We start from the raw sequence: 25,690 nt of genomic DNA, 5'->3' as shown, positions 1-25,690 counted from the left end.
GGCCCATCACGAAAAGCGCTGCTATGAAGTTCTACCGACGCAGCTCGCCGGCACCGCGATTTCAGACCATGACGCCGGACAAGATGATACGTGAGATGACGACGTCTTTCCAACCAGGAGCCCGGGAAGAGGCAATGCAGATGCTTAGCGGTTCGAGGAATGATCGGTTCGTAGTTTCCCGGCGCCGTACGGGGTTCGGCGACTGCCTGTGGTCACTGGCGGCTGCCTGGCGTTTCGCAAAGCAGACAGGACGGACGCTAGCCATTGATTGGCGGGGATCTTGTTATCTCGATGAGCCATTCACCAATGCCTTTCCAGTCTTCTTCGAACCGGTTCAAGACATTGCTGGCGTGCGGGTGATTTGCGACGACAAGATCAATCAGTGTTCATTTCCGGGACCGTTCTTTCCGGCATGGTGGAACAAGCCACCCATCGATTGTGTCTATCGCCCGGACGAGCAGATTTTCCGTGAACGCGACGAGCTCGATCAACTGTTGCAAAGTCAGCAAGATAGTGACGCTAACACAGTTGTGTGCGACGCGTGCCTGATGTGGCGCTGCGATCAGGAGGCCGAACGAGAAATCTTTCGGAGCATCAAGCCACGACCTGAAATTCAGGCTCGAATTGATGCTATCTACCGCGAGCACTTTGAGCCGTACAGCGTAATCGGCATTCACGTCCGACATGGCAACGGCGAGGATATCATGGGGCATGCACCCTATTGGGCCGACCCGGAGCGCGCCTTGCGACAGGTCTGTAATGCCATTGATAAGGCTCGGAGGTTACCCCACCCAAAAACCGTGAGGGCTTTCCTGTGTACGGACAGCGCGCTCGTCCTTGAGAAGGTTTCGACTATATTTCCCGATCTGTTCACGATCCCCAAACGGTTCCAGGCGCCGCAGGCCGGCCCATTGCACAGCGCCGCGCTCGGAGCCGAGGGCGGCTTTTCCGCCCTGATCGAAATGTATCTCCTTGCGCGCTGCGACACCGTGATCCGTTTTCCCCCGACGAGCGCTTTCACGCGCTATGCGCGTCTCTTTGCGCCACGCGTTATAGAATTCGATTTGAACGATCCGAGCCGATTGATCCTGATTGAAGAAACCTCCCAAGAGCTCGTGGCTTCATGAAAGTCGTAGCCCGCTTGATCGATCTGATTGCCGCTCTCTGCATCCAGCAGTACTGGCAGTTCTTTTTGAGGCGGCAATTGGCTTCCCAAAGTGATGCTCTGCCGCGAACTTCCACCGGAGAACAGAACGATGCAGCGGCCGAATGCCTTCCGTTGAAGCTCGACGTCGACAACAATGGCCTTAACGTGCTGCCGCCGCGTTAAACAGGTGGAACACGTTTTCGTCTTCGCCTCGGGCGGACCGCAAGTGGTAGCTAATCGGTGGTCGATCGAGGATGAACATATCGAAAAGTTCTCCGTTCAGCCGGCGACTGCCGTCGTGGCCGTCGGGCACTCGCTGGTGCAGACCGGCGCTCTCGAGATCCACTGTTTCGGGCTGAACATTCAGCACGCCAGGTCGTAGTCCGGGATCAATCCGCCACCAGCGCTGGACACAGCAGAGCAGGGGGGCGATGAAGTCAGCATCAGTTGCAGACGAATCTAACGTGCGAAGCTGGTAACGTCAGTTTTCCAGTTGACGCGGCTACTGGCCGCGGTCCGCTATCCTGATCGATCGTTGCTTCGACGAGAGGCGCTGGCCATCCGCAGGCTCTTCCGGTTGTGCGATCAGGAAAGAGAGCGCGGCTCGTAGTCTTGTCTTGACGCAGGCGAGTGTGCTCGCGACATTAGGTAGCTGATGCACCATGGCTGTCACAAAGCACACACACAGTGTCTTGAATCCGCCAAGCATTCCGCGTGCGCGACATTAGGACGCAAAACGGAAGCGAATTTACGTGCGTCGCAGTGGCACAAATCCTGCTACGCGTGCGCCGGCGCAACAGGAGAGGAGGCGGGCGTGGGTCTCGATCTGGCAAATGACGATCTGATCAGAGGCCCGCTGCCCGAAACACATTCGGGCTGCCTCTTTCAGGCCGATAAAGCCCCTGTTCATCGCGGAGAACAGAAGGCGATGTTGCTGACCGGCGCATCGCGCGGAATTGGTCATGCCACTGCTAAGCTGTTCTCGGAGGCGGGCTGGCGCATCATTTCTTGCGCGCGCCAACCGTTCGACCGCGAGCGATGCCCCTGGGAGACAGGGAATGAGGACCACGTCGAGATCGACCTCAGCAATCATCGAATGCTGCCGCGCGCGATCACCGAGGTCAAGAAACGCTTGGCCGGTGCACCTTTGCACGCGCTGGTGAATAATGCCGGTGTCTCGCCGAAAACGCCCACTGGCGATCGGATGACGTCGTTGACCACATCAACCGAGACCTGGATGAGGGTGTTCCATCTCAATCTGGTGGCCCCGATCCTGCTGGCGCAGGGTTTATTTGACGAGCTCAGAGCCGCGTCAGGATCGATCGTGAATGTGACTTCGATCGCGGGCTCGCGGGTGCACCCGTTTGCCGGCAGCGCCTATGCGACCTCGAAAGCTGCGCTTGCAAGCCTCACACGCGAGATGGCCCATGATTATGCACCGCATGGCATTCGCGTGAATGCGATCGCGCCCGGAGAAATCAGCACGGACATGTTGTCGCCCGACACAGAAGCGCGTCTCGTGCCAAGGATCCCGCTGCGCAGAGTGGGAACCCCGGATGAGGTGGCCAAGGTCATCTTCTTCCTGTGCTCGGATGCGGCGAGCTATGTCACCGGGGCCGAGGTGCCGATCAATGGTGGGCAGCATCTGTGAGTCGGCCAACCTTGGCGACGCAGCTGACTTGAGCTGCAGCAGCGGTATTTATGTTCTCCGCTGACGACGCGCACACATTCCGCAAAAATTGAAATGAAGGCACACTGTAATTTTACCGTGGTGCCATGAAAAGGTGTTACGGTTCTATGTCATCTCGTCAACACTTGACGCTAGGTCGAGAGTGACATGCAAAACGAAGCTCGCCAACCCGAACAAGGTACCAGGGAGGATGATCGAGACAACGGAGACCGCATCATGCTGCATATCCCTTCCTCACACGAAAGGCCTGCCTCGCAACCTGAGCCGGAGCGTAAGCTCTCGGGGGAGCCGTTGCGTGAGAGCGCGCTGACCGGTATCTTCGAAATATCGAAAATACTTGCCGCTCCTTCCCGGCTCGAAGTCACGTTGGCCAACGTTGTTGATCTTCTGCAATCCTTTGTGCAGATGCGACATGGCATCGTTTCATTGTTCGACGATGACGGCATGCCGGACATTACAGTGGGCGCCGGCTGGAGCGAAGGCAGCGACGAACGTTACCGGATGCGCTTGCCGCGGAAGGTAATCGACCAGATCGTCGCGACGGACACGCCGCTTGTCGCCGAGAACGTGGCCGCCGAGCCGGCATTCAGCGCTGCCGACCTGGAAGTGCTCGGCGCCTCCGATAATATGCCAGTGTCGTTCATCGGGGTACCGATTCGTATTGATCCGAAGGTCGTGGGTACGCTGACGATCGACCGTATCCGGGACGATAGGTCAAGTCTCCGGCTCGATTACGATGCGCGGCTGCTCGCCATGATCGCCAACCTGGTGGGACAAACAGTGAAGTTACATCGCTTGTTCGCCTGCGATCGCGAACGACTGATGGCGGAGAAAGACCGTTTACAAAAGCAGATATTTGAGCTCAGGCAGCCCGCTCGGGAGCGCAAGAAGCTACACGTCCATGGGATCATTGGCGACAGTCCGGCGCTGCGCGGGCTGCTCGAGAAGATTGCGATTGTAGCCAAATCGAACAGCACGGTTCTGCTGCGTGGCGAATCCGGTACGGGGAAGGAACTCGTGGCCAAGGCCATTCACGAATCGTCGTCGCGCGCCAAGCGGCCGTTCGTTAAGCTGAATTGCGCGGCGCTTCCTGAGACCGTCCTAGAATCCGAACTATTTGGCCATGAGAAAGGTGCCTTTACCGGTGCGTTCAGCTCGCGAAAGGGACGCTTCGAACTTGCTGACAAAGGAACGCTATTTCTCGACGAGATCGGCGAGATCTCAGCTCCGTTCCAGGCGAAGTTGCTGCGCGTTCTGCAAGAGCAGGAGTTCGAGCGCGTCGGCAGCAACCAGACTATTAAGGTCGATGTTCGAGTCATAGCTGCGACCAACAAGAACCTTGAAGAGGCCGTGGCAAAGAGCGAGTTCCGGGCGGATCTCTACTATCGCATCAGCGTAGTGCCCTTGCTGTTGCCACCGCTGCGCGAAAGACGCAGTGATATTCCGCTGCTTGCCAACGAGTTCCTCAGAAATTTCAACAACGAGAACGGCCGTACGCTGACCTTGGAGGCGAGTGCGATCGATGTACTGATGAACTGCGGCTTTCCGGGAAATGTCCGCGAGCTCGAAAATTGCATCGAGCGGACAGCGACGCTGTGCGCCGGATCATCGATCGTGAGAAGTGACTTTGCATGCTGCCATGGCCAGTGCCTTTCCGCGATGCTCTGGAAAAGTACATCGGACGAGATGACAGTCCAGACGCCACCCATCCCGCCGGTGCCTGCAAAGTCCATCACTCCGGCAGCTGAAGCGCCCGAGCCGGTCCCGTCTGTCGGCAGCGAACTGGCCTCACTGGCGCCTCCCGGCACAGCCCTCGTAAGTGGCGCGAGGATAGCCGATCGCGAACGGGTCATTGCGGCCATGGAAAAATCTGGCTGGGTGCAGGCCAAGGCAGCGCGCCTGCTCGGGCTAACGCCGCGCCAGATTGGCTACGCGCTGAGGAAATACGGAATCGAGATAAAGCGGTTCTGAACGACAAGATGGACTTACGCGGCACGAGATACAGAGCGTCACCTGCGGGCTATGCAAGCGTTCTTGGCGAATGGTCGGTTGCTCGACATCAAACGCGCTATCAAGCGTATCCGTCGATCAAGCTCGCACTAGTGAGCGGCAACGCTCATTGACCGTCAACCGGTCCGCCGCCCGCTCGTGTTTAGCGGCGGTGATCTGTCGCAAGCTGTCCTGGCCTCACTCAGCTGACGTGCGCTGCGGAACAGCGTTGTCGCAGCCCCGACTTGTGTCGGCATTCCTTCTTCAGGAAGAGCGGGCCAGAGGGGCGCATCAGCCGCTCTAAGCCTCTGTGATGGCAAGCCGATCCAAAAAGGGGACGATGGTACAGCATTTGCTGTTCTCTTCGCAGCTGTCGCAACTTTTGGAGCAACACCGTGCACAATGTCGTCTGCATCAAGCAGGTTCCGGATTCGGCGCAGATCCGCGTCCACCCCGTGACGAATACAATCATGCGTCAGGGAGTGCCAACCATCATCAACCCATATGACCTCTTCGCACTCGAGGCCGCGCTGGAGCTACGCGATAGGTTCGGCGGCGAAATTACCGTGCTTACAATGGGACCGCCATCGGCGGAAGATTCCTTGCGAAAGGCGCTGACTTATGGCGCCGACCGCGCCGTCCTACTCACCGATCGCTGCTTTGCGGGCTCCGACACCCTGGCCACAACGTATGCACTTGCAACAGCCATCCGAAAAATTGGTAAGGAATATGGCCCGACAAACCTCATCTTCACGGGAAAGCAGACCATCGACGGCGATACGGCGCAGGTTGGGCCCGGCATCGCAAAGCGGCTGGGCGTACTGCAGCTAACTTACGTTGCGAAGGTCAGATCCCTAGATCTCGCCGCCCATACAATTGAAGCGGAACGACGCTCCGAAGGTGGTGTCCAGGTGCTGCGCACCAGGCTGCCCTGTCTCATCACCATGCTGGAGGCAACGAATCAGATTCGGCGCGGCGCGATGGCGGATGCCTTGCGCGCCGCGCGTGCCCCAATCGTGAAATGGAGCGCGCACGATGCCGGTATCGAAGACGTCTCCAAATGCGGCCTCAAGGGATCGCCGACCGTCGTCAAGCGAGTGTTCGCTCCCTCTGCGCGGGCTGAGAAGGCGGCGCTGGTCGAGGCCGCCGAGCAACCGGCGCAGGCGCTGATAGACGCTATTTTCAAGCATCAACCGAAGCTCGAAACCGATCTTGCGGCACTTGTCCGTGGCGATTGATCTGGAGAGTCTTGGCAGACGCCAAGAGGCACCCGCGTCCAGTGAGCGCGCAAGATGTAGCTAGACATCTCAGCCCCTGCGCATTCTGGTCCATGGCCTTCTTTCGATTGCTCGCGATCACCTGGGAAACGCATGTCCGGAGACTACATTGGCTTCGATCGATGCCCGGAGTTTGGCCGCGATTGTCAGGCACATCGACAAAGGGGTACGTTGCTACCAGATCCTACTGTATGGTCGTGTTCGACGGCGTTGAGGCCAGTGCTTCGCGTATAGTTGTCACAAGCGCAGCGACCGGGATCACCATGCTAGCGCGATGCCGCTTGCAGGCTCAAAGCGCCGTCGTGCCGTTCAGGGCACGAAGCCCACCTATGTGGCACCTTTGGACCAATCTCCGCGATTCAGCAACCCTATCCCCGTTGCGAGTGGCGGCTGGCTCTTCGCTGTTCGATTTCTGACGGCGGAGCAAAGCCTGTCAGATTCAATACACTTGCAGTGAGGAGTCGGTCACGAGCGTTGTGTCAACGTATTCAGAATCTTATGCAGTGAGTGCACGAGTTGGCACGGTGATTGCTGTAAACGTGCAAGAAGACAGTGTGGCGGCGCTCGCGAACGCGAAACCTAGCGGCGCTCTCTTTGAGAAACTCGTGCCGGCCAGCAGCCGGCATTTCGCGCAGCTTGCGGACGAAGGCCCCAAGAGCCGGGTAGATGCGGATAGTGCTTGCAATGCTGTATGAAGCTCATAGTGGTTCGATCAACTGGCAGAAGCAGCAACCGCGACGGCTTGAACCATTCACGACAGATCGCGAAAGCTGCAAGCGACCAGACACGCCACTCGCGAATGTGACGTTAGCCTCCCGATGGCGAGCGCGGTGCAATATCTCACCATGACTCTGCAAGCAAATCCTGGCTGCGCCGAGCATTCGCGGCATCGGACTGCTCGGGGACCAAAATCCGACTGGATCGCCGCCGCTCGATTAATGGACGTGTTCCCATCGATGCGCGTGAGCAAGGCTGAGCATGCCGCTGTCTGCTACCGCGAAAGTGGGCACGAAGAAGTTCGCCTGGATGGTGAACGCGATCATAGGCGCGCCGAACCAACGAACTCGCGATCTCGCGACGGCCAATAGAACCCAAATCTTGATAGAGCATCCGGCATCCCATGCGGATCAAAGCGCGTGCTTCGTCAAGGACCGTTCTCTCCTCATCGCCAGGGGTCAAATGACATCTCAAGCGTCTCGATTTACACTCGATCAGCCTCCGCAGATATCTTGCGAGTATTTGACGGAGCAAGCGCGAGCCCTGTTCGGCCCTCACCCGTTCGCTGCGGAGATGTCCGAAGACCGGGTCGCTAGCTTGCTGCCTGAATACCTGGCGATGTCACAGGCGTTCCCCTACCTGCAGGCGGGGTCGCAAGGGGATCTGATATTCGATGCAATGCATCACAATCGAGATCTTGCGCGGGACGTTGAACTGACCAGCGTGGTCGCAAATTTCATCTGTTGGGATGAGACGGGTGGTTATGGCCGAATTCTCCAGGGCGGCAAGGCGGCGCTACCCGATATTCTCGCGACTGAAAACTTCCACTCAAACCTGTTTAGAAAGGATGCCTCGCAACTACTCGGCAGAGCAATACGGCCCAACTACAGCGCCACGACGAAGCGTTACCTGCATTCTCTCTATGCCGGATTGTCATCGAACGACCCCTTAGTGCGTTGCGCCTACATGGTCGCGTTTGAGCTACATGCTGCGGACATGATCCAGTCGCTATGGACCACTCTGGTCAAAACCTTCAAGGCCCGGTCTGACGATCTTGAGTACTTCCGCAGCCACGTCGGCGGAGAAGATCCCGCGGAGAAGTATCACGGAGAAATGACCAGCCGGCTGATTGGCGAACTTGTCCCAGCTGACCGTAATGGCCGGTTTTTGGATGAATTCGATCGAGCCTATCGGCTCAGCTTACAGTGGTGCAGCGATCTGCTCCGAATTGTCCCGCTTGGGGGAGATGGTCACTCGGAGATCGAACACCATGGCCGTTGTCATTGTGGTTCTGTCAAATTCTACGTCCGAGCGCCGCGAGAGCTCTCTGCAGTTCGATGCAATTGCTCAATCTGCCAAATGTCTGGATTTCTGCACTTGCTCGTACCTGGGGATAAGCTCGTCATTGAGTGCGGCGAAGAATTCCTCACCGCGTACCAATTCAACAAGAACATCGCTCGGCACACGTTTTGCCGGCTTTGTGGCGTAAAGCCATTTTATAGGCCGCGGTCGAATCCCTCCGGATTCAGCGTAAATATTCGATGTCTGGATAAAAGGACCATCGAAGGCATAAGAATAAGCGACTTCGACGGCGAGCATTGGGAGCAAGCAATCTGCTCGATGCACCAGGACCTGCCGTCCTGCGTCGAACATCAAAACCTCGGAGTGAACTCGAATGGCGCGCGCAATGAATGATAAATCCCGTCTGCTTTCAGAAGAAGCTCTGACAAAGTACCGCATAGAGCTGTTGGTGAAGGGGACGGTCGTGATCGGCCCCCAGATTTTGTTCACCCAAGCTGACTTGGACAAGATCGATCAGCTGCAGGCTGAGATTCCCGAAGTAGAAGTGCGGGAGGGAGATGCCGGCGACTCGCACAATGTCTTTGTCAAACGGGTGAGGGTAGACCCGCCCGGCCGCGCTCCTAGCAACGTGAGTGGTGCAGCTCCAGGGCAGATCATGGAGCTACTTGAAAGGAAGGACCGCAGCTTTGCGCTAAAAAAGATCTTGGGAGCCACGTCAGATTACGTGATTCGCAGATGCCAAATGCATCGGATGCCTCCTGGTTCCTTTGTTGGCATCCATCTGGATGCTGCGAGCGACCCGGATTTCGAGTACTCGGTGATTGTGCAGCTCGCGAGAGATTTCGAGGGGGGTGAGTTCGTGGTATATCCAAGCGAGTACGAACAGCAGGTATTCCGACCGCCACTTGGTGCGGTGCTTGTCACCACATGTAAGCTCCGGCATGAGGTGAAGCCTGTGCTGACCGGGGAGCGCCGATCGCTGGTCTACTTCTGTTCAAAGCGCAGCGGCGTGAACCGCCGGATCGTCGAAAGCTCTACCGGGGCCCTTTGACTGAGGTGGCTGAAATGGCTTGCGAATGACTTCGGTCACAGGTGAACTCCAGGTTGCTCAGGGTAGTTGTGGCAAGTCATCATCGTTGCCTCGAACCGGGAGCCGCGTCGGCGCGTACGCGACGGTGTAATCGCGCTCCGCGGAGGGAACCCTTGTTTCGTCAGGTTCTCGACAGCTACCACACTAGCAAAACAGCCAACTGCTCGGGGTGATTTAGGAGGGCATGTGCGCGAACTGGGGCTTTGCAGGGTCCATCAGAAGAGAAGCCTGATCTGAAGCCTCTGATCGCGCGCGGTCTTTTGCTCGATCGTCCTGCATCAGCCGAGTCCAAAGTATTCATTTCGAAAGTGAGAAACCATGGACTTTACCTCAACTCGCCGGGGGCTCCAGCAGTCGGGCAGCGCGGGCCCGCAGGAGAACTTGTCGACTTCCCCGTCGGCAGACGCCCGGCCGACTATGCGCTCGTGGAAGAAGAGTTGCACAGGAACGATCCGGATCTCGCCGCCCAGACCAGATTCGTTCAACCCCGCAAGCCCAGCTGCTGCGCTTGATCCCGAGCCAGAGCGATCGCGTACAAACCTTCCGTCAGATCATCGGCGATCAGGATGGCAAAGATACCGGCAACTTCCTGTCGTGCCCGTGAACGACGGTGGCGTTACTGGCGGCGGCGTCCACTGGTCGCTTCTGCTGGTTAATCGTCGCGTGCCCACCGCGCCGGTTTGGCTATCACTATGACTCCGCCGGGTCTCTCAACAGCACCGTTGCAGAACAGCTCGCAGCGCGTCTGGGCTCCCGTCCCGCAACCCTCCCGCATGGCCCGGCAGCAGAACGGCCATGATTGCGGAGTCTATGTTGTAGACGCGACGCGAGCGCTGATTGGACGTGTGGCGCAGGGCGAGCGGCCAGACAATGAGCCGCTGCACCTCGAGCACCTCATCGCTGATCGGCCGGCACTCAAGGAGCGACTTAACGGTGGTCGCGATTGGGGCTGACAGAGCTCGAGCGAGACGAAGCAGACATTCACGTCACCTCGTCAGGTATCGGTTTCAGCGCGCGATATCGACAGCACGGCAAGTTCGGATGAATTGAGCGGTTGAAGATATGGACGCTGGGATCTCAATCAAACCATTCTCAGTAGCCGGTGCTGCAGATCGCGGGCCGCGGGCCTGTCGCGCGCAATCACAAGGCACTCCACAGTGCCAGCCTCTTCATCGGCGGCAAGCGGGATCACGCCCTCCTTGCGTGTGCGGTCGAACAGAAATCCTTCCTTGACGAAACGATCATGCGCTGTTTGGAGGGATCGTGATCGAACATTTCTCGCGGATAAAATAACGTTGCAACCGGAATAGTCGAAGCCCAGCAGCCGGACGGCAATGCTGTGTAACACCGAGCCGCCACCCCAGCGACCGTTCGCTTCATTAAACAGCAACCGTCCGTCATCCGCGAAAATGGCGTCAATGTTGATCATTCCGCGATATCCCAGGTCTCGCGCAAGCGCCACAAATCGGTAGGCATGCGCCTGGGCAGTCAACCATTGCTCGTTCCCCAGGTCGCTTGGAAGCTCAAGTCCTGTCCAGATCAGAGCTCTTTCCGATCGATCCGTGCTTTTACGCAGACGTATGTTTCCACTGTTCATGAAAACGATTGAACCATCATCACCGATCTCATACTCGAGATAGAACAAAGACCCCGCGAGGTGGTACGATTCCACGACCAGCGTCTTACACGATGCTGTCGTCATCTCAGACCAAAGCGCGTCAGGATCGAACGACGGCCATGAAATTCGTCGGGTATCTCTTGCCCCAGGTAGTGGATCGCTTTCATTGCCGGTCAGAATGACATTTCCGACTCCACCGGCTCCATTGTCCAGCTTTACAATGACGCTGCCGGTCTCGGATCTGAGGGAAGCGACCGCTCTGAATAGTTCGTTTGAGTCCGTCGTGACAGATCCATTGGGCAGCGGAAGTGCGACGCTTGTCGCCAATTGACGGAAGTGGCTCTTGCGGTTCAACAGATCAGGCCCTCGCTGCAGAGCGAAGTCGTCGCCGGTCTGCGGTATGCCCAGCATGGCCGCCAGGCGTGCGACGCCTTCAGTAGAGTAGCAGGGATACAATCGCCAGGTTGATTTCTGACGAATATGTCTGTTGATTCGCTCAACGACAGTCTTGGACAGCAGTGTGCAATCATCAAGGACCGGCGATTGGCGGCCGCCTTCAGGTACAAGCAGACAAAGGCTCGATGCGTCGAAATCGAGCGTCGCGCCAATGAAGGATAGCAGATTCGTCGGGATGACGACCGGGGAGACTATCAGGTCGCCCTCCTGAGCAAACCACGCCGAACGGTATGCCGAGTTGGCGGCCAGCGAAAGTTGAGCTGGCGTCAGATCGGCGCCCGACATTTGAGCCGTACCGGCATTCATGATCAAGATCCGCGGCATCCGCGACCTCCGGGCATTTGGGCGCGATCAGACAGGGATCGTCATGCCAACAATGGTGAACTTGCTGCGCCGTGGTGAGGCACTGAGCGAAGTTTGATTTGGCGCCGTCTCGACGTCACCTGCGATGTAGCGGGAGAGCACGGCCCGCCTCCAATCTGCCGATCTCAATTGATCGCTCCTTTCGGGCTTGATCGCGCGGCGATTTCCTTCAGCAAAAAATGCTGGATCTTGCCCAACGCGGTTTTCGGTAGTTCTTGTGTGAAAATGATTTCGCGCGGCACCTTAAAACGGGCGAGCTGTGATTGGGCATGTGCTGTCAGCGCTTCCGCCTCGATCCGGGACCCCGGTCGCTTGATCACATAAGCGATCGGTACTTCTTCCCAGCGTGGATCGGGTCGACCGACCACGGCGCATTCCGCGACATCCGGATGCTCCGTAAGCACGCGCTCTACTTCTGCCGGATAGATATTCTCTCCGCCCGAAATGATCAGGTTTTTCTTGCGGTCGTGGACCCAAATATATCCATCTGCGTCGCACCGGCCAATGTCCCCAGTGCGATACCAACCATTGCTAAGAGCCTCACGCGTTGCCTGTTGATTGCCCCAATATCCGCAGAAAACGTTGGGCCCACGGACCGCGATCTCGCCTGAGGTACCGGGCGGCAACCTGCTGCCCGAATCATCGATGATCGCCGCTTCGCAGCAGAGACCTGCCAGGCCGCTTGAGCCCTCAGGCACGAGATTTCCGCCCAGCTTCGTATACACAGCGATTGGGCAGGTCTCCGTTGAACCGTAAACCTGCAGGACTGGCACGCCGCGCGCGACAAAGCGCTCGACAAGATGCTGAGGCACCATCGTCGATCCGGTACAGATTGCTCTGAGCGAGGATACGTCGGTGCTTTCCCATCGACCATTGCTGGCCAGGGCTTGCATCATGGCTGGCACCAGGGCTGCCAAGGTCGGCCGGTCACGCTCGAACGCCTGAAGCATGGTCTCCGCCGTAAAGCGGTTGTGGATAGTCACAGTCGCACCGTGATGCAAACTCGGCGTCGTCTGGATGTTCAAGCCACCGACGTGGAAGAACGGCAAAACAGCCAGCGCGTGATCGGCCGAGGTGAGGTCATGCATGTGCTGACTCATGATGCCGTTCCACAGCAACGCTTCCTGACGCAGCACGGCGCCTTTCGGTCGCCCTGTGGTGCCCGAAGTATAGACGATCAGAAGCGGGCAAGACGGGTCCGCGCGTGGATTGCGTCCGTCACCACAGTCTCCGTCCAGGAGATCGTCCAACCTGCTGCCGCCGAGAGGCGTAAAGTCCAACCCGACAACAGCGGCATGGGGCACTTGCTTCGTGAGGGCAGGCAAAGCTGCATCGAACGACTGCTCAAGAACGAGCGCTTTTGCCCCGGAGTCTGACAAAATGAAAAGGTGCTCGGCGGCCGCAAGGCGCCAGTTCAATGGTACGAGGATTGCGCCGAGCCTCGCGCAGGCATAGAGCAGCGCCAGATAATCAGGCCTGTTGAGGCTGAGGATCGCGATCCGGTCTCCCCTCTGGACGCCGAGCTGGCTCTTGAAGGCGCGAGCGATCCGCTCGATCCGTCGATTGAGGCTAGCGTAGCTGAGAGTCTGCCCCTCGAAATGGATCGCGGTTTTGTCGGGAGTATACGCAGCGTTTCGCTCGATCAGGCTGCAGAGATCCAACTTGTTATCCATGCGCCGCAGGCCCGCACTGTAGGTTTGTCCCGATGCGCTTCAGCCGCAACCCGCAATCGCTTGGCGAGGCCCCGATCACATGCTTGGGTTGGCCTTTGTACAGGCTATGATCACACGGCCTAGGCAGGACCCGGTTCTTGATGGTTGTCATGGGTTGGGAACAATGGATATTGCTTGAGGGATCTCGGGCGAATGATCACTCACTCTGTCCTGCTGGGCAGCGGTCGTGTGCATCTGTCGATAGTGATAGGCACACCACGAAGACAGTTTCTTGCCGCGTCTTTGATACACAGGCTCGCCGCACATATAGGCCGCTCTGGCATCTCCATCTTTGAAGCCGATAATGCAACGGCATTGGCCTTCAATATGGTCGATTAACAGGACCTTCTTGACGCCGTCGGGCTCTTTCAACTTTCTGCTCCAGAATGCCAAGCAATATCTTCTGATGCCGCGCTGGTCACGCGGAGCGACACTTGCAGCTCAGGCTCTTTGAAAAACTGCGCCGTTCTGAGGCCCGCCGTCTGTCGCACCTTTGCGCGATGGAAAAGCCTTGCCAACCAGGGGAAAGCAGTTTGAACAGAGCGGAAAATCGGTTCGGCGAACTGATTTTGGCGCGGCGTCGCGCCAGAGGAGGGGCTTGTTTCAGATTCGGCAAGCCGCGCTCCCCCGTAGGGGCTTCGGATGGAGGTCTACGTCGATCAATTCTGACCTCATCGGCTCTCTGGTGGTCCGGCCCAGGACAGCCACGTAGCCTCGCTTCCGGAATGCCGAACCATTCAAAGCTGCGTGCGAGCCATCGGGCCGCAATCGGGACTCGCTGCATAGTCCTTTCGGCCGACCCGCCACCGGGGATGAGGATCATGACCGACCATCGGGGCGCGGTGGATCTGACCAGCTGAGACATTCGCAATCCTTCACAATCCCGGCGGAAGACCAAGATCCAACCTCAAGACCGTACAACTTAACGTTACGTCCGATTCAAGCTCTTTTGGGCAGCCTGTGTGAACGTGGCCAAGCTCTCAGGCTGCCGGAAACGGGCCGCCGGCCGGTCTCACGCATTCAGCGCTGCGATTTGCGTCAGGAAAGTTCGCCATCCCGTTGAGATCAAGGTCGCTGCCGATGAGCCCATTATCGGAAACGCTCGCCCTTCCGCGGCCAAGTCCTCGCTGCCCTTGCAGCCGATTGCGCGCCTGATGTCCGCTGCGTCGTCATTGAATAGCTGTCACTTCTATCCGGCGCTGACCAAGTGCGGCATTCGACCGATAGTTTTCGATCAGGTCGGCCTGCTTGGGGCGTAGCCTGTAGCCCTTGGGCGCTCGAGGAACGATCGCGCGAATGTTCCGGCGGCCGTCATCCAACGCACGTCGCGATCGCTGACTTCGCCTGGTGCCGGGATTATCGCAGCGTCTGATAGAGGCGGTACAGCAGTCGCGCGCGAGGTTCAATCGACGAGATGTAGAGTTGCTCATAATGCGTATGCGCGCCCTTGCCATCGACGCCTAGGCCGTCAAGAGTCGCGGTATGCGGCGCGGTGAAATTGCCATCGGAGCCGCCGCCGCTGAACGCGTCGAGCAGCTCGAATCCAAGCTCGGCAGCAAGCTTTTTGGCGTGTGCGTAAAGCGCGGCGCCGGCGCTAGTCTTCTCATATGGCGGACGGTTCAATTCGCCTGATACCTTCACCCTGACGCCTTCGGTGCGCGAGCTGATGCCCAGAATCTTCGGCACCAGCTCGTCGGCATGGGCCATGGTCGGGACGCGCATGTCAACTTGCGCATAGGCCAGTTCCGCGATCACGTTTGGCCTGGTGCCGCCGCGGACGACGCCGACATTGACGGTGATACCGCGTGTGAGATCGTTCATCGCCTCCAGCGTCTGGATCACATAGCTGAGTTCGCGGATCGCGCTGCGGCCGTCCTCGGGGCGCGTGCCGGCATGCGCGGGCGCGCCCTTGATGAATACCTCGAAGCGCGCAACGCCCTTCCGCCCGGTGACGACCTTGCCGCCGTCGCGCGCCGGCTCGGTCACCAGCACGTATTTGGCCTTGCGGCCCTCGGCCTCGATCAGCGCGCGCGAGGTTGGGCTGCCGATCTCTTCGTCCGAGATGTAGAGATGGGTGATGCCGAGCGGCGGGCGTGCGTCATCGGCGCAGATTTGCCGGAATGCGTGATAGGCGAGGTAGGCGCCACCCTTCATATCGTAGATGCCGGGGCCAAACGCACTTTCGCCGTCGATCTTGAATGGGAGCCGTGCGATGGATCCCATCGGATGAACCGTGTCGAGGTGGCTCAACACCAGAATGCCCGGTACGCCCTGCCCCCAAGAAGAGCGGGTGACCAAATGATCACCGCAGCCCTCACGCCCCGCAACGCGCTCGACGCTGGCTGGCAGGTCGCGATAGCCTGCCGCGACGACATCGGCCAGTTTGTTGATCTGATCCGGCCGCTCCGTCGGAGATTCGATCACGACCCAGCGGCGAATGCCCTCGAGAATCGGGGCGATTTTGAACGCGTTGCTGGACATAGTTGTCTGGCGCCTTTGAATTCGATTGTCATCGCTTCTGCAAGATCATGACATCACCCCATGTACTCACATCAGAATCGAGGCCGAACATCTAGAAAGTCGCTAACCGTTGTGACCCAGGCGTGCCTCTGGATCCGATCTTGCTGCGGCAACGATGTACGCGCCTGTAGATTTTAACGGAGCTACCAAAGCTGGTAGTTTTCGAGGGGATTATGCGGCCCCAAGAAGAAGGCCGTTCTGGCTTGCCGTTCTGGTGAGCTGTAGTTATTCTGATCAGGACATTCCTGCGACATCCGCGCTAATCGCGTTGTCTTGACCAGATGAGCCCCACGCGTGTTAACGCGGGAGGTCGCCGGTCCGCGCCAGCATAGCACGAGCGGCGAAGCGCCGAAATCGCCAGAGCTGAGGGGACCGTTCAATACGAGCTCTAGTCTGTGAAACCAGTTGCAGTCGATTGTTCGATGACTGTCCGCTGGAAGCGACGAGGGATTGAGGCCATCCACCGTTCTGCTCTCCGGACGGCATCTGCGCAACCCGCACTCAGTCAAGCAGTAAGGTTCGAAGCGCGCCCCGGAAGTTGATCAATGGATTGCCACCACCTTGTCGGGTCGCGATAATTCGTCCGATAAAGATGGTATGTGTGCCAAGCACCTTGTGGTCATACAAAGCGCATTCGAGCGCGCAAAATGCGTTCGGCAATAGCGGTACATCGAGGACGCCCTGATTCCACGGCGCGGTATCGAAGCGCTGAACGCCTTTCGCCCCCTGCCGACCGCCAAAACGCAGGGCAAGGTCCTCCTGGTCACTGCGGAGAAGACTGACTCCAAAGCTGCCGCTGGCAAGGATCTCATCATGTGCCTCGGAGCAGGCATTGATGACAACGACCAGGCACGGCGGCTCCATGCAGATGGACGTCACGGAACTCACCGTCAGTCCACGTCGTCCGGCTGCCGTTCCGGTTGTCACGATGGCGACACCGCTTGCCAGATTTCGCATGGCCCGACGGAACTCTGCCAGTTGGATAGACGGCATTTCCGGAATCGCAGGAGAGAACTGGTGGCTCATGATCTGGCTCTGGAGTTGTACCCACTTCTATTGTCTCCACCCCCAGAGACGACTTTGATCCCTATGGGCCTGTAATGGGGTACCAGGTGTGGGGAGTAAGCTCAGACTGAGACCGGATGTCCTCTGGATCAGCTACAATCATGACCGGACGGACGTGCAATATCTCGGCGCGTTACGCCGGATCGGCGATCGCAGCGGCAGAGCTGAGAATTGCCGTCGTCACGCCATCAGTAGGATCCTCTTCAAGCAGAAAACCGCGCTGAGCGGCCGGCGATGGGCCAGTAAACATGGGGTCGTCGTCGCGATCCGACCAGCTGGGCTGGAACCTCGCTGGGCCGCCCCGTGCGGACGGGAATGATGCCGATTGCGGTACCGGCGCGCGCCTGCCAGAGTCTCTCCGCAAGTAGACGGCATCGCCGCACCTAATGCGCTCTTAGGAGAACACGTTTTTTTGCCTCGAGAAGATGCTCATCGAGCGTCGCGTGCAGCGCACCCCGCAGCTCCGGCGGGATCGAGCTATCTGTATCGATCAATTCCCGAAACTTCCGAATGATGTGTTCTATCGTTGCAATAGATCCGAGTGTTTCAATCTTCTGCCAGGACATCATGGATTGTCTCCTTTGGCGCGCCGCGCGCGCTTCGTCGCGGGTCCTCACCTCGGCAACCCGGGCTGCAGCAGGCTCTGGTCGACAAAAAAAGGTGGCTCTCGGGCGACGTGCTCAGCGCGAATCGTTTTGATCAGGGCGAGAGCAGGCGGCGCACGCTCATTGAAATCCCGCAGATGTGACGCGCATTCGCGGCTGCAATATTTTCGCGCTCGTGAGCAGCAGTCTTGGTCGGAATACTGGAACATCGGCCAGCTCGGCTATCACGCATTCGAAACCGCGATCAGGCGCTTCAGTCGAGCGGCTGCGGCGCCGCGATCAAGTGATTCTTGTCCAAGTGCTACGCCTTCCTGCAGGTTCGAGGCCCGCCCGGCCACGACCAATGCCGCCGCCGCGTTCAAAAGCGCGGCGTCGCGAAGTCGACCTTGTTCGCCATCAAGCACATTTTGCAAAGCAACCGCATTAGCCTCGGCATCGCTGCTCTCCAGCGCGCCGTTGCGGCAGCGGGGGAGCCCGGCTTCTTCCGGCGTCACTTCGAAGTTGCGGACTATACCCGCCTCAAGCGCAGCAACAAAGGTTGGACCGGTGAGAGTTATTTCGTCGAGCCCGTCCGAGCCATGGACAACCCATACCGATTGGGCACCAAGGTTCTTCAAGACGTGCGCCAGAGGCTGGACCCATTCGGGAGAGAATACCCCAACGATCTGCCGCTTGGCCCTGGCCGGATTGGACAGAGGCTCGATCAGATTAAACATCGTGCGGGCTCCAAGTGCGCTCCGGATCTGGCCCACGCGCTGCATCGCCGGATAATGGGCTGACGCAAACATGAAGCCGATGTCGGCTTCGTGCACACAACGTGCAATAGCTTCAGGCTTGAGATCGACCTTCACGCCGAGGCGCGCCAACACGTCTGCGGCGCTTGAACCCGAAGACGCAGCGCGTTTGACATGCTTGGCGACAGGAATGCCGACCCCGGCGACAATGAAGGAAGCGCACGTCGACACGTTGATCGAATACGTAAGAGTGTCGCTCGTGCCAGCGATATCGATGGGGTCGCATGCCGCCTCGACCCGTGGCATTCTATTCCGCATCGCGGAGGCGGCGCCGGTGACTTCTTCGACCGTTTCGCCCCGGACCCGCATCCCCATCAATAAGCCACCGATTTGCGAGGGAGTCGCGTGACCCGACATCATGCTGTCGAACGCTGACGCGGTTTCCTCACGTGTCAGAGTGGCGCCGGTGGCAACTTTGCTGATGATCGATTTAAGCGCTTCCATCGAACTTTGCACGTTCCTTGTCCAAACCTCGGGCTCTTCCGTTCAACCAGGCATGGGTGAAGAGACCTGGCACCGGCTGCCTGATGCAGTTGACCGCCCCATCCGCACGTGCCATGGCCTCGTTGATAGTCGAGGCGGCAGTCGGTTGGGGGGCACCCTTGGCGAGGCTACAACCTGACGCTACGTGAGGGTCAAGCTCTCCATTTCGTAGTGCCGTCGAGAGGAGATCGTCGGCCTGTTAGAACACGATAGTTGCCTGACGCCAGGACCGATGGCACTGTCTCGCGCCCGCTTGCCGCGTCCGCAGCGGCCTCTTTACCGCGGTGTTCCGGCCGGATCACCGCATCCTTCAAAGCCTTTCAGCATTCCGGCGTCGCCGTCGTGGAGCGTTGAACAAGCGGCTACCGGCTTCGAGGCTATCGGTGCTAGGTAGATCGAGCCCGATCTCGGCTGGCTCTACAAAATACCCCACCTGATTGTAAATGAAGGTGCGCAGGACGGCCTTCAGCGATGGACGCTCCCGTTGATCCGCCCGCGTGAGGCGGTGAGCCGCCCGTGCTCGGTCCTGCCTTACAGTCGGAATACGCCGTACTGCGGCGCGTCGATTGGCGCATTGAGCGAAGCGCTCAATGCGATTGCGAGGGCAGTTCTGGTGTCGACAGGATCAAGAATGCCGTCGTCCCAGATTTCCGAGGTCGCATAATAGGCACTTGACCGCTCGCGATATTCTTCAAGAATTGGCGCTCGAATGGCTGCCAATTCCTGGTCGGAGAGGCGCCCTCCGGCCCGAGCCAATTGTCTCGCCTTGACGTGGGTGAGAACTCCGGCGGCCTGCTCGGCGCCCATCGCAGATATCTGAGAATTCGGCCAGCTGAAAACGAATCGAGGATCAAACGCGCGTCCCGACATAGCGTAAGTTCCTGCGCCGTGCGAGCTATTACAAATAATAGTAAACTTCGGCACAGACGCTCCGGACACTGCCATGATCAGCTTGGCGCCGTCCTTGGTGATCCCACGTCGTTCATATTCGCGCCCAACCATAAAGCCAGTTACGTTCTGCAGGAAGAGCAGGGGCGTCCGGTTCTTGTCGCACAGTTGAATGAAATGAGCCCCCTTCAGCGCGCTGTCGCCGAACAGCACGCCATTATTGGCAAGAATCCCGATTTGATATCCATGAAGCCGCGCAAAGCCGCACACGAGTGATGTCGCATAGCGCGGCTGGTATTCTTGAAATCGGCTACCATCGACCAGACGAGCGATGATCTCCCGCATGTCGAACTGCGCTCGCGCGTCCTTTGGAATGATACCGTAGAGTTCGGATGCACTATAGGCGGGCGGCTCGGGGGCCACTCGATCGATCGATGTCTTCGCCGGTTGGCGGAAGCGAGCAACGACGTCGCGGGCAATCGCAATCGCATGGATTTCGGAGCTTGCGAAGTAGTCACTGGTGCCCGACACGCTGGTATGCATGAGGGCGCCGCCAAGTTCATCGGCGGACACTTGTTCGCCGGTGGCAGCCTTCACGACCGGAGGGCCGCCGAGAAAAATCGCTCCAGTACCTTCGACGATAATGTTGTACTCACTAAGCGCCGGGACGTAGGCCCCTGCCGCGGTGCAGTGGCCCATGACGATGGCGACCTGCGGCACTCCCACCTTCGAGAGAACGGATTGATTGCGGAGAATTCGACCGGCATGGTAGCGATCAGCAAAGAATTCCGCCTGCAAAGGCAGGAATCCGCCGGCGCAGTCGCACAGGTGAACCACCGGCAGACGGTTTTCGATGGCTATATCCAGTGCCCGCACGATCTTCTTGACCGAGAGCGGATACCATGCGCCGCTCTTCACGCTGGGATCGTCGGCGTGAACAATAACCTCTCGCCCCGCGACAATGCCGATGCCGACGACCTGGGCGGCGCCGGGCACCTCGCCGTCGTATGCCTTGTTAGCCGCCAGCGTCGAAAGCTCTAGGAACGGAGTTTCCGGATCGAGCAAGGCCGCGAGCCGCTCACGAACAAACAGTTTATTCTGCCGACGCAGCCGCTCGAAATCCCGCTCGGGCCGGTGGAAGCGGGCAATTCGTTGGCGCTCCTTCAATTCGGCGGAAAGTTGTCTGTTGTGCAGGTCGTTGCGACGAAATTCCTGCGAGTTCACGTCCGCCACGCAACCGATCCGCTGCATTTCAGCGCCCTTCCTTAGAGAGCGTGACCAGCACAGCATCGTGCTCGAAGCTCTCACCTTCCTTGACGTGAATTCGATCGACGATGCCATCCTGTGGTGAGCGTATGATCGTTTCCAGCTTCATGCTTTCAATCAGCATCAGTGCCATTCCCGCCGAGACCAATTGACCAGGCGAAACTGTGATCGCAACAACAAAGCCAGGCATCGGCGCCCGGGCCACCAGAGCGTGAGTCTCGTTATTCCCGGAAGCGCACGCTCGCAACGGGTCATTGTAGCGCAAAATGCGCGTCCTGCCGCGGATGTGGAGGTGAATGAGCTCGCCCTCGATGGCGAACCTGACCGGCTCGCTCTGGCCCGCAATGGTCAAGATGCCGCTAGTGTCGCTGCAATGGGTGAACGCGACAGGGGAAATCACCTGGTCTCGGAGATGGAGCCGGTAGCCCTGCTGGCTGGGTGAAAGCCACAATTCATGATATATGCCGTCGACCTCGAATGAGTGATACAAGTCAATTTCTCCAATTGCCGAGTGCTGCGTGAAGCTCGGGCACGGCATCGGCCGACTCGCGGACTGGTGTCGTCAGGAGAGCCGCAGATGCCAGGAACGCAGACATTCCGCCAGCAAAGTTGCCCGCTGCGAGCTGTGGGTTTTCTTCCAGGTAACCCGTATGGATCTGGCCACCGAGAAATGCCTCGTCGCAAAGAATTCGGGCGAGCAAGCTCGCGTTGGTCTCGCACCCAAGTAGAACCAGTTCGCGAACGGCGCGATGGGCTTTCAGAGCAGCCTCTATACGGCTTGGTGAATGCACGATGATCTTGGCGAGCATGGGATCGAACGACGGCGTGATGTGCTGGCCTTGCATGATGCCGCTGTCAATTCGTACGCCACCCGGATACTCGAGAAGAAGTACTTTGCCGGTGGTCGGGACGTATCCGCGGTCGGGGGCCTCCGCGCAAAGCCTGAGCTCGATTGCATGCCCATTTGAAACAATGTCGGACTGCGAAAGTGCAAGTTCGCGACCCGCTGCCGCATAGATCTGTTCGGCGATCAGATCGACGCCGGTGATCATCTCAGTCACCGGATGTTCGACCTGAAGGCGTGTATTCATTTCCAGAAAGTAGAACTCTCCGCCGCTGAAAATGAACTCGACCGTTCCTGCATTCTGATAGTTCGCTGCACGGGCGATACCGACGGCGGCCTCGCAAATCCGGGTCCGCAATTCTGGTGATAGCGCTGGCGCGGGCGCTTCCTCGATGATCTTCTGGAAACGGCGCTGGACCGAACATTCGCGCTCGAAGAGATGAACCAGGTTACCGAAGGAGTCACCGAGCACCTGTACTTCAATATGTCGCGGGCTTTCGATATATCGTTCAACATAAAGTCGGCCATCTCCAAAGTAGCGACGCGCTTCGCTGCTCGCCTGCTCAATGGCTACCTCCAACGTAGCAAGGTCGCGTACAATCCGCAGTCCCTTGCCGCCACCGCCCCCTGAGGGCTTCACGAGCAAAGGAACTCCAACAGCCCGCGCTCTCGAAACGAATGTCGCCGGATCATCTTCCTCGATGGCGCAGGGTGCGACTGGAAAGCCGTTGCGCTGAACGAAATTACGGGCGCGAATCTTGTCGCCCATTAGTTCGATAGTTTCTGGAGGGGGGCCGATGTAAGCAATACCGGCCTTTATCACTGTCCTGGCGAATTCCGCGTTCTCGGAAAGCATTCCATAGCCCGGATGTATTGCGCCGGCGTTCGCCTTGTGGGCGGCAGCGATGATCTGCGGGATGTCCAGATAGCTTGCGATCGGCGTGCGGCTGCTGATTGGAATAGCCAGGTCGGCCATTGAGACGGCCGGGGTTCCCGCGTCAATCTCATGGTAGGCAATTGCAGAACGAAGCCCAAGCTTGTTCAAGGTTTTGATGATACGTGCGGCTATCTCACCTCTATTGGCGATCAGAACGGTATCGAAGGGTAATTTATGCATTCGCCTATCCAGACAAGCGCGATGAACCAGAGCGTCGGTCAATTATAGGCGGCCATGCTCGTCACCTGACCTCGAGTGACCATCCTGCAGGTCACGCTGGACCACTTCTGTGGATGAAGCATACGAACAGGCCGCCACATCTTCACTTCGAGTCGCTGCTTTTCTTGCCAGTGTCTCGCACGGAGATCACGTAGCGACATTGCGGACTGAGGCTCGCTTGCCTGGATCTGAGGCAGGCAGTGATAGCGGTGCGATCTGGTATGTGGCTGCTACAAAGGCGGAACACGTCCTCCATGCAAGCCTCTTTCTCCTCCGCGGTCGGCGCTTGGTCGCGCGCGTTGACCGCCGCGGGCATTCCAGCTGTCATTGCGACGGCAAGAGCGATGGCGTAGTAGATCTTGAGGCGCGAAGCCAACTGAGTTCGTTGATTTTGAGTCATGATATCCCTTCAAGTCGGTGGGGCTGCGGTATTGTTCTTCCTGCGCGAAACGCAACATGACCTGGCAACCGGGAAACAGGCCGGAAACTGCTTAAGTATGGTGCCGGCAAGCTCGTTCTTCCGCATTGCGGTCCTGACTGTCCGGTGCTGGTCATCTGTCCGCCAGGACAGAACGACACCTGCCGTAGTGGCGGAGCCCCGCGAGCGGAAGCACTGGCGGCTGAGCTGGCCGAGCAAATGATCATTTTGGAGCTTCCGGTGATTGTGCGGTCGATGCATGCCTGAATGTCGCGAGGCATTGCTTGGGCGTGACATGTGCTTAGGTACTCTGGCTCAGCCTAACCGTCAGCCGACTCATGACGCCGTAGCCGCGCGACGCCGGGTCGAAGGGGCCGGGCCAGCTATCGAGACAGAGAGATCAGGCAAAGCCAGGTGCGCTCAAGCCATTGTTGATCATGCATTCGGTCGTGCAGAGCGAACCATGTGGCGCGAGCCGAGACCATGTTTGGTGTAATCGCGCCTGTGTTCCACCCTATGTGAAGACGTCGGGTGGGGCATCTGGGATGGAGCCTTCGTCTTGCGTCCGTTCCGGTGAGGCTACGGTGATGGGAGCGCCTGCCGTGCAGATCTCGAAACGCGGAATTTCGTCCAGCCGCGACAGCAACAGCCTGCGATGAAGCGCGGACAAGCGTGCATCTTGAGGATCTTGTAGTCCTTATTGGGTCGTGCCACGTGAGTTTAGATTTTTGAGACATTCGCAATTCTCTCATGGCCCGTCAGGGAGCGTCTGGATTGTCGGAGGTGGGTCCGACTTGTTCAGGATCGTACAATCTAACGCTACGTGCGATTCAAGCCCCTTCGTACGTCCGATCGTCTGAGGATGTCGGAGGGGTGCATTCTTCGTAAGGAGCCTCGGCTGCAACGCGCACCTTGGTGCTTCTGAACAGCGGCTGTGCATGGCGAATCCGCTTCGGCCCGGGGCCTCGAGCGTCGCTGTTACGTGATTATACGGAGAGCCGGTGTCGCATTTCTTTGATCTGCGAATTGCATGCTCGCGGCATGAATCCGAAAAGTAAACTCTACCAGCCCGAGCACTGGCGAAGCCGTGCGGAAGCAACGCGAAAGAAAGCAGAAGCGCTCACTGACGGCAAACCCAAGGACAGGCTGCTTAAAATTGCCATGGAATACGACAAGCTGGCTCGGCGTGCCCAAGTGTGGCAGACGCGCAAAAACGAGGACGATACGTGGCCTGAGCAAGAGCTGTAAGTCGCTCCGGTTCGATAAAACGGCCCAGCCTGTTGATCGCTACCCGACCCAATGGCTAGGCAAATGTTGCTCAGCAGGCAAGTCACCGGCGCTTGGCGGGACGTTGAGGCGGCGCCGTATGGCGAGGCCCGGCGGTCCTGTGCCGCGCTCCAGATCGCGACACGTAGGTCGAGGGCGGAGCAGGCCGCCTGCCCAACGGCCACTTCAGGTCTACTCGTTTCGTCAGCTTCTCGAAAGCTAATCCTCTTATCATGAGGATGCTGGAACCCTAGACCTTGCAGTCAATCCGTCGCGCTGAACGTAGAAGGCCGGATGCCATCGGCACGCAGCCCGTGTTGAGCTGTGACAGGTCAGTGTTTGGCACTTCGTCGCGGCTGCAATCCAAGCCGGCAAGCTGGCGGCATATCAGGTTTGCCAATTCGAGACATCTGCGTCATGCCTCAGTATTTCGTTTGCGTTGGTCGGAGGGGCGGATTTTATATCCAGGTAGCGGCGCCAAGTGTGGACTTGAACCAAGTCCGTGAAAGAGGTCTCCACGTGCGATTGATGGTGCGCATACGTTGCAGCCGCATGCGAGAGGCGTCCGAAGATCCTCGCGCCTTTGCTATCGGTGATATTATTTCAGAAGATCGCTCTGATGATCCAGTAGAGACCAACCCAAAGCAGCGCATTTATGAGGAGTGCGGCCAGCGGCCACAGGTTCCACCGCCTTTGCGCCTGCCGGGAGCGACAATCGGCGCCGTAACGCTTGATCGTTGGGTGCTTTGGTGCGCGCCAATGCGTCATTTCATCAGACGCCGCGCTGGTCCACGGAAAAATGCCAGGCTTTTCATGCCTCGTATCACTCATAAGTTCGCAGTCCTCTCGCGAGTATCAGAATCCTTGTTGTTGCGCGGCGAGCATCCGGCCGATGATATGCTCGCGCATCGTCGATACAGGGAGGTCGCGTTCCGTCACCACAGCAATCTGCATGCCACGACGGAGAAGTGCCGGCATCGCTTTGATAGAAGAAAAAGAGCGTCTGTCGGCGTTGGCGACACGG

Annotated in this window: 18 protein-coding genes; 8 read left to right on the top strand and 10 right to left on the bottom strand. The window is 58.5% G+C overall.

The window, feature by feature from the left end; translation table 11 throughout:
- The first annotated feature begins 23 nt into the window (after positions 1-23).
- The 7 genes from P6U29_RS32515 (at position 24) to P6U29_RS32485 (ending at position 9,173) form a co-directional block, all read left to right on the top strand.
- Complete coding sequence (locus P6U29_RS32515; RefSeq protein ID WP_407114399.1) at positions 24-1,127, top strand: nodulation protein NodZ; 1,104 nt, start codon at positions 24-26, stop codon at positions 1,125-1,127.
- Complete coding sequence (locus P6U29_RS32510) at positions 1,124-1,330, top strand: hypothetical protein (protein ID WP_407114398.1); 207 nt, start codon at positions 1,124-1,126, stop codon at positions 1,328-1,330. The genes P6U29_RS32515 and P6U29_RS32510 overlap by 4 nt, the downstream gene beginning before the upstream one ends.
- Before the next feature lie 631 nt (positions 1,331-1,961).
- Positions 1,962-2,798: an SDR family NAD(P)-dependent oxidoreductase gene (locus P6U29_RS32505; protein ID WP_407114397.1), complete on the top strand. Its 837-nt coding sequence runs from the start codon at positions 1,962-1,964 to the stop codon at positions 2,796-2,798.
- 186 nt (positions 2,799-2,984) lie between these two features.
- Positions 2,985-4,808 carry a nif-specific transcriptional activator NifA gene (gene nifA, locus P6U29_RS32500; RefSeq protein ID WP_407114396.1) on the top strand — a complete coding sequence of 608 codons (1,824 nt, stop codon included), beginning with the start codon at positions 2,985-2,987 and terminating at the stop codon, positions 4,806-4,808.
- A gap of 413 nt (positions 4,809-5,221) precedes the next feature.
- Positions 5,222-6,064, top strand: coding sequence for an electron transfer flavoprotein subunit beta/FixA family protein (locus P6U29_RS32495; RefSeq protein ID WP_407114395.1), 843 nt, complete (start codon positions 5,222-5,224; stop codon positions 6,062-6,064).
- A gap of 1,017 nt (positions 6,065-7,081) precedes the next feature.
- Positions 7,082-8,515, top strand: coding sequence for a GFA family protein (locus tag P6U29_RS32490; protein WP_407114394.1), 1,434 nt, complete (start codon positions 7,082-7,084; stop codon positions 8,513-8,515).
- Positions 8,508-9,173 (top strand): 2OG-Fe(II) oxygenase, encoded by a 666-nt coding sequence (locus tag P6U29_RS32485; RefSeq protein ID WP_407114393.1) that lies wholly within the window; start codon positions 8,508-8,510, stop codon positions 9,171-9,173. Before P6U29_RS32490 ends, P6U29_RS32485 begins: the two co-directional genes overlap by 8 nt.
- A gap of 1,120 nt (positions 9,174-10,293) precedes the next feature.
- On the opposite strand, the gene P6U29_RS32480 is transcribed toward P6U29_RS32485, so the two are convergent.
- The 10 genes from P6U29_RS32480 to P6U29_RS32435 all read right to left on the bottom strand — a co-directional run bounded on the left by P6U29_RS32480 (position 10,294) and on the right by P6U29_RS32435 (position 22,943).
- Positions 10,294-11,610, bottom strand: a complete 1,317-nt coding sequence (locus tag P6U29_RS32480) for a peptide ligase PGM1-related protein (RefSeq protein ID WP_407114392.1) — start codon at positions 11,608-11,610, stop codon at positions 10,294-10,296.
- A gap of 164 nt (positions 11,611-11,774) precedes the next feature.
- Complete coding sequence (locus P6U29_RS32475) at positions 11,775-13,310, bottom strand: class I adenylate-forming enzyme family protein (protein WP_407119468.1); 1,536 nt, start codon at positions 13,308-13,310, stop codon at positions 11,775-11,777.
- Positions 13,311-13,469: 159 nt separating this feature from the next.
- Positions 13,470-13,733, bottom strand: a complete 264-nt coding sequence (locus tag P6U29_RS32470; RefSeq protein WP_407114391.1) for a hypothetical protein — start codon at positions 13,731-13,733, stop codon at positions 13,470-13,472.
- Positions 13,734-14,717: 984 nt separating this feature from the next.
- Entirely contained in the window at positions 14,718-15,842 is a 1,125-nt protein-coding gene (locus P6U29_RS32465; protein WP_407114390.1) for a M20 family metallopeptidase, read from the bottom strand.
- Positions 15,843-16,382: 540 nt separating this feature from the next.
- The gene (locus P6U29_RS32460) at positions 16,383-16,907 is read right to left on the bottom strand and encodes a flavin reductase family protein (protein ID WP_407114389.1); all 525 of its coding nucleotides are present in this window, start codon (positions 16,905-16,907) and stop codon (positions 16,383-16,385) included.
- A 422-nt stretch (positions 16,908-17,329) separates the two neighbouring features.
- Positions 17,330-17,515 (bottom strand): hypothetical protein, encoded by a 186-nt coding sequence (locus tag P6U29_RS32455; RefSeq protein WP_407114388.1) that lies wholly within the window; start codon positions 17,513-17,515, stop codon positions 17,330-17,332.
- 260 nt (positions 17,516-17,775) lie between these two features.
- The gene (gene trpD, locus P6U29_RS32450) at positions 17,776-18,789 is read right to left on the bottom strand and encodes an anthranilate phosphoribosyltransferase (protein ID WP_407114387.1); all 1,014 of its coding nucleotides are present in this window, start codon (positions 18,787-18,789) and stop codon (positions 17,776-17,778) included.
- A 570-nt stretch (positions 18,790-19,359) separates the two neighbouring features.
- The gene (locus P6U29_RS32445) at positions 19,360-20,967 is read right to left on the bottom strand and encodes an acyl-CoA carboxylase subunit beta (RefSeq protein WP_407114386.1); all 1,608 of its coding nucleotides are present in this window, start codon (positions 20,965-20,967) and stop codon (positions 19,360-19,362) included.
- A gap of 1 nt (position 20,968) precedes the next feature.
- Positions 20,969-21,472, bottom strand: a complete 504-nt coding sequence (locus P6U29_RS32440; RefSeq protein ID WP_407114385.1) for a biotin/lipoyl-containing protein — start codon at positions 21,470-21,472, stop codon at positions 20,969-20,971.
- 1 nt (position 21,473) lies between these two features.
- Positions 21,474-22,943, bottom strand: coding sequence for an acetyl/propionyl/methylcrotonyl-CoA carboxylase subunit alpha (locus P6U29_RS32435; protein ID WP_407114384.1), 1,470 nt, complete (start codon positions 22,941-22,943; stop codon positions 21,474-21,476).
- Between the two features lie 1,498 nt (positions 22,944-24,441).
- Between P6U29_RS32435 and P6U29_RS32430 the strand changes: the two genes are divergently transcribed.
- Positions 24,442-24,648, top strand: coding sequence for a hypothetical protein (locus tag P6U29_RS32430; RefSeq protein ID WP_407114383.1), 207 nt, complete (start codon positions 24,442-24,444; stop codon positions 24,646-24,648).
- Positions 24,649-25,690: the final 1,042 nt, after the last annotated feature.

It is taken from the genome of Bradyrhizobium sp. LMG 9283 (genome assembly GCF_045571415.1).
In the GTDB taxonomy this organism is placed as follows: Bacteria; Pseudomonadota; Alphaproteobacteria; order Rhizobiales; family Xanthobacteraceae; genus Bradyrhizobium.
This window is presented reverse-complemented; position numbering and strand designations above follow the sequence as displayed.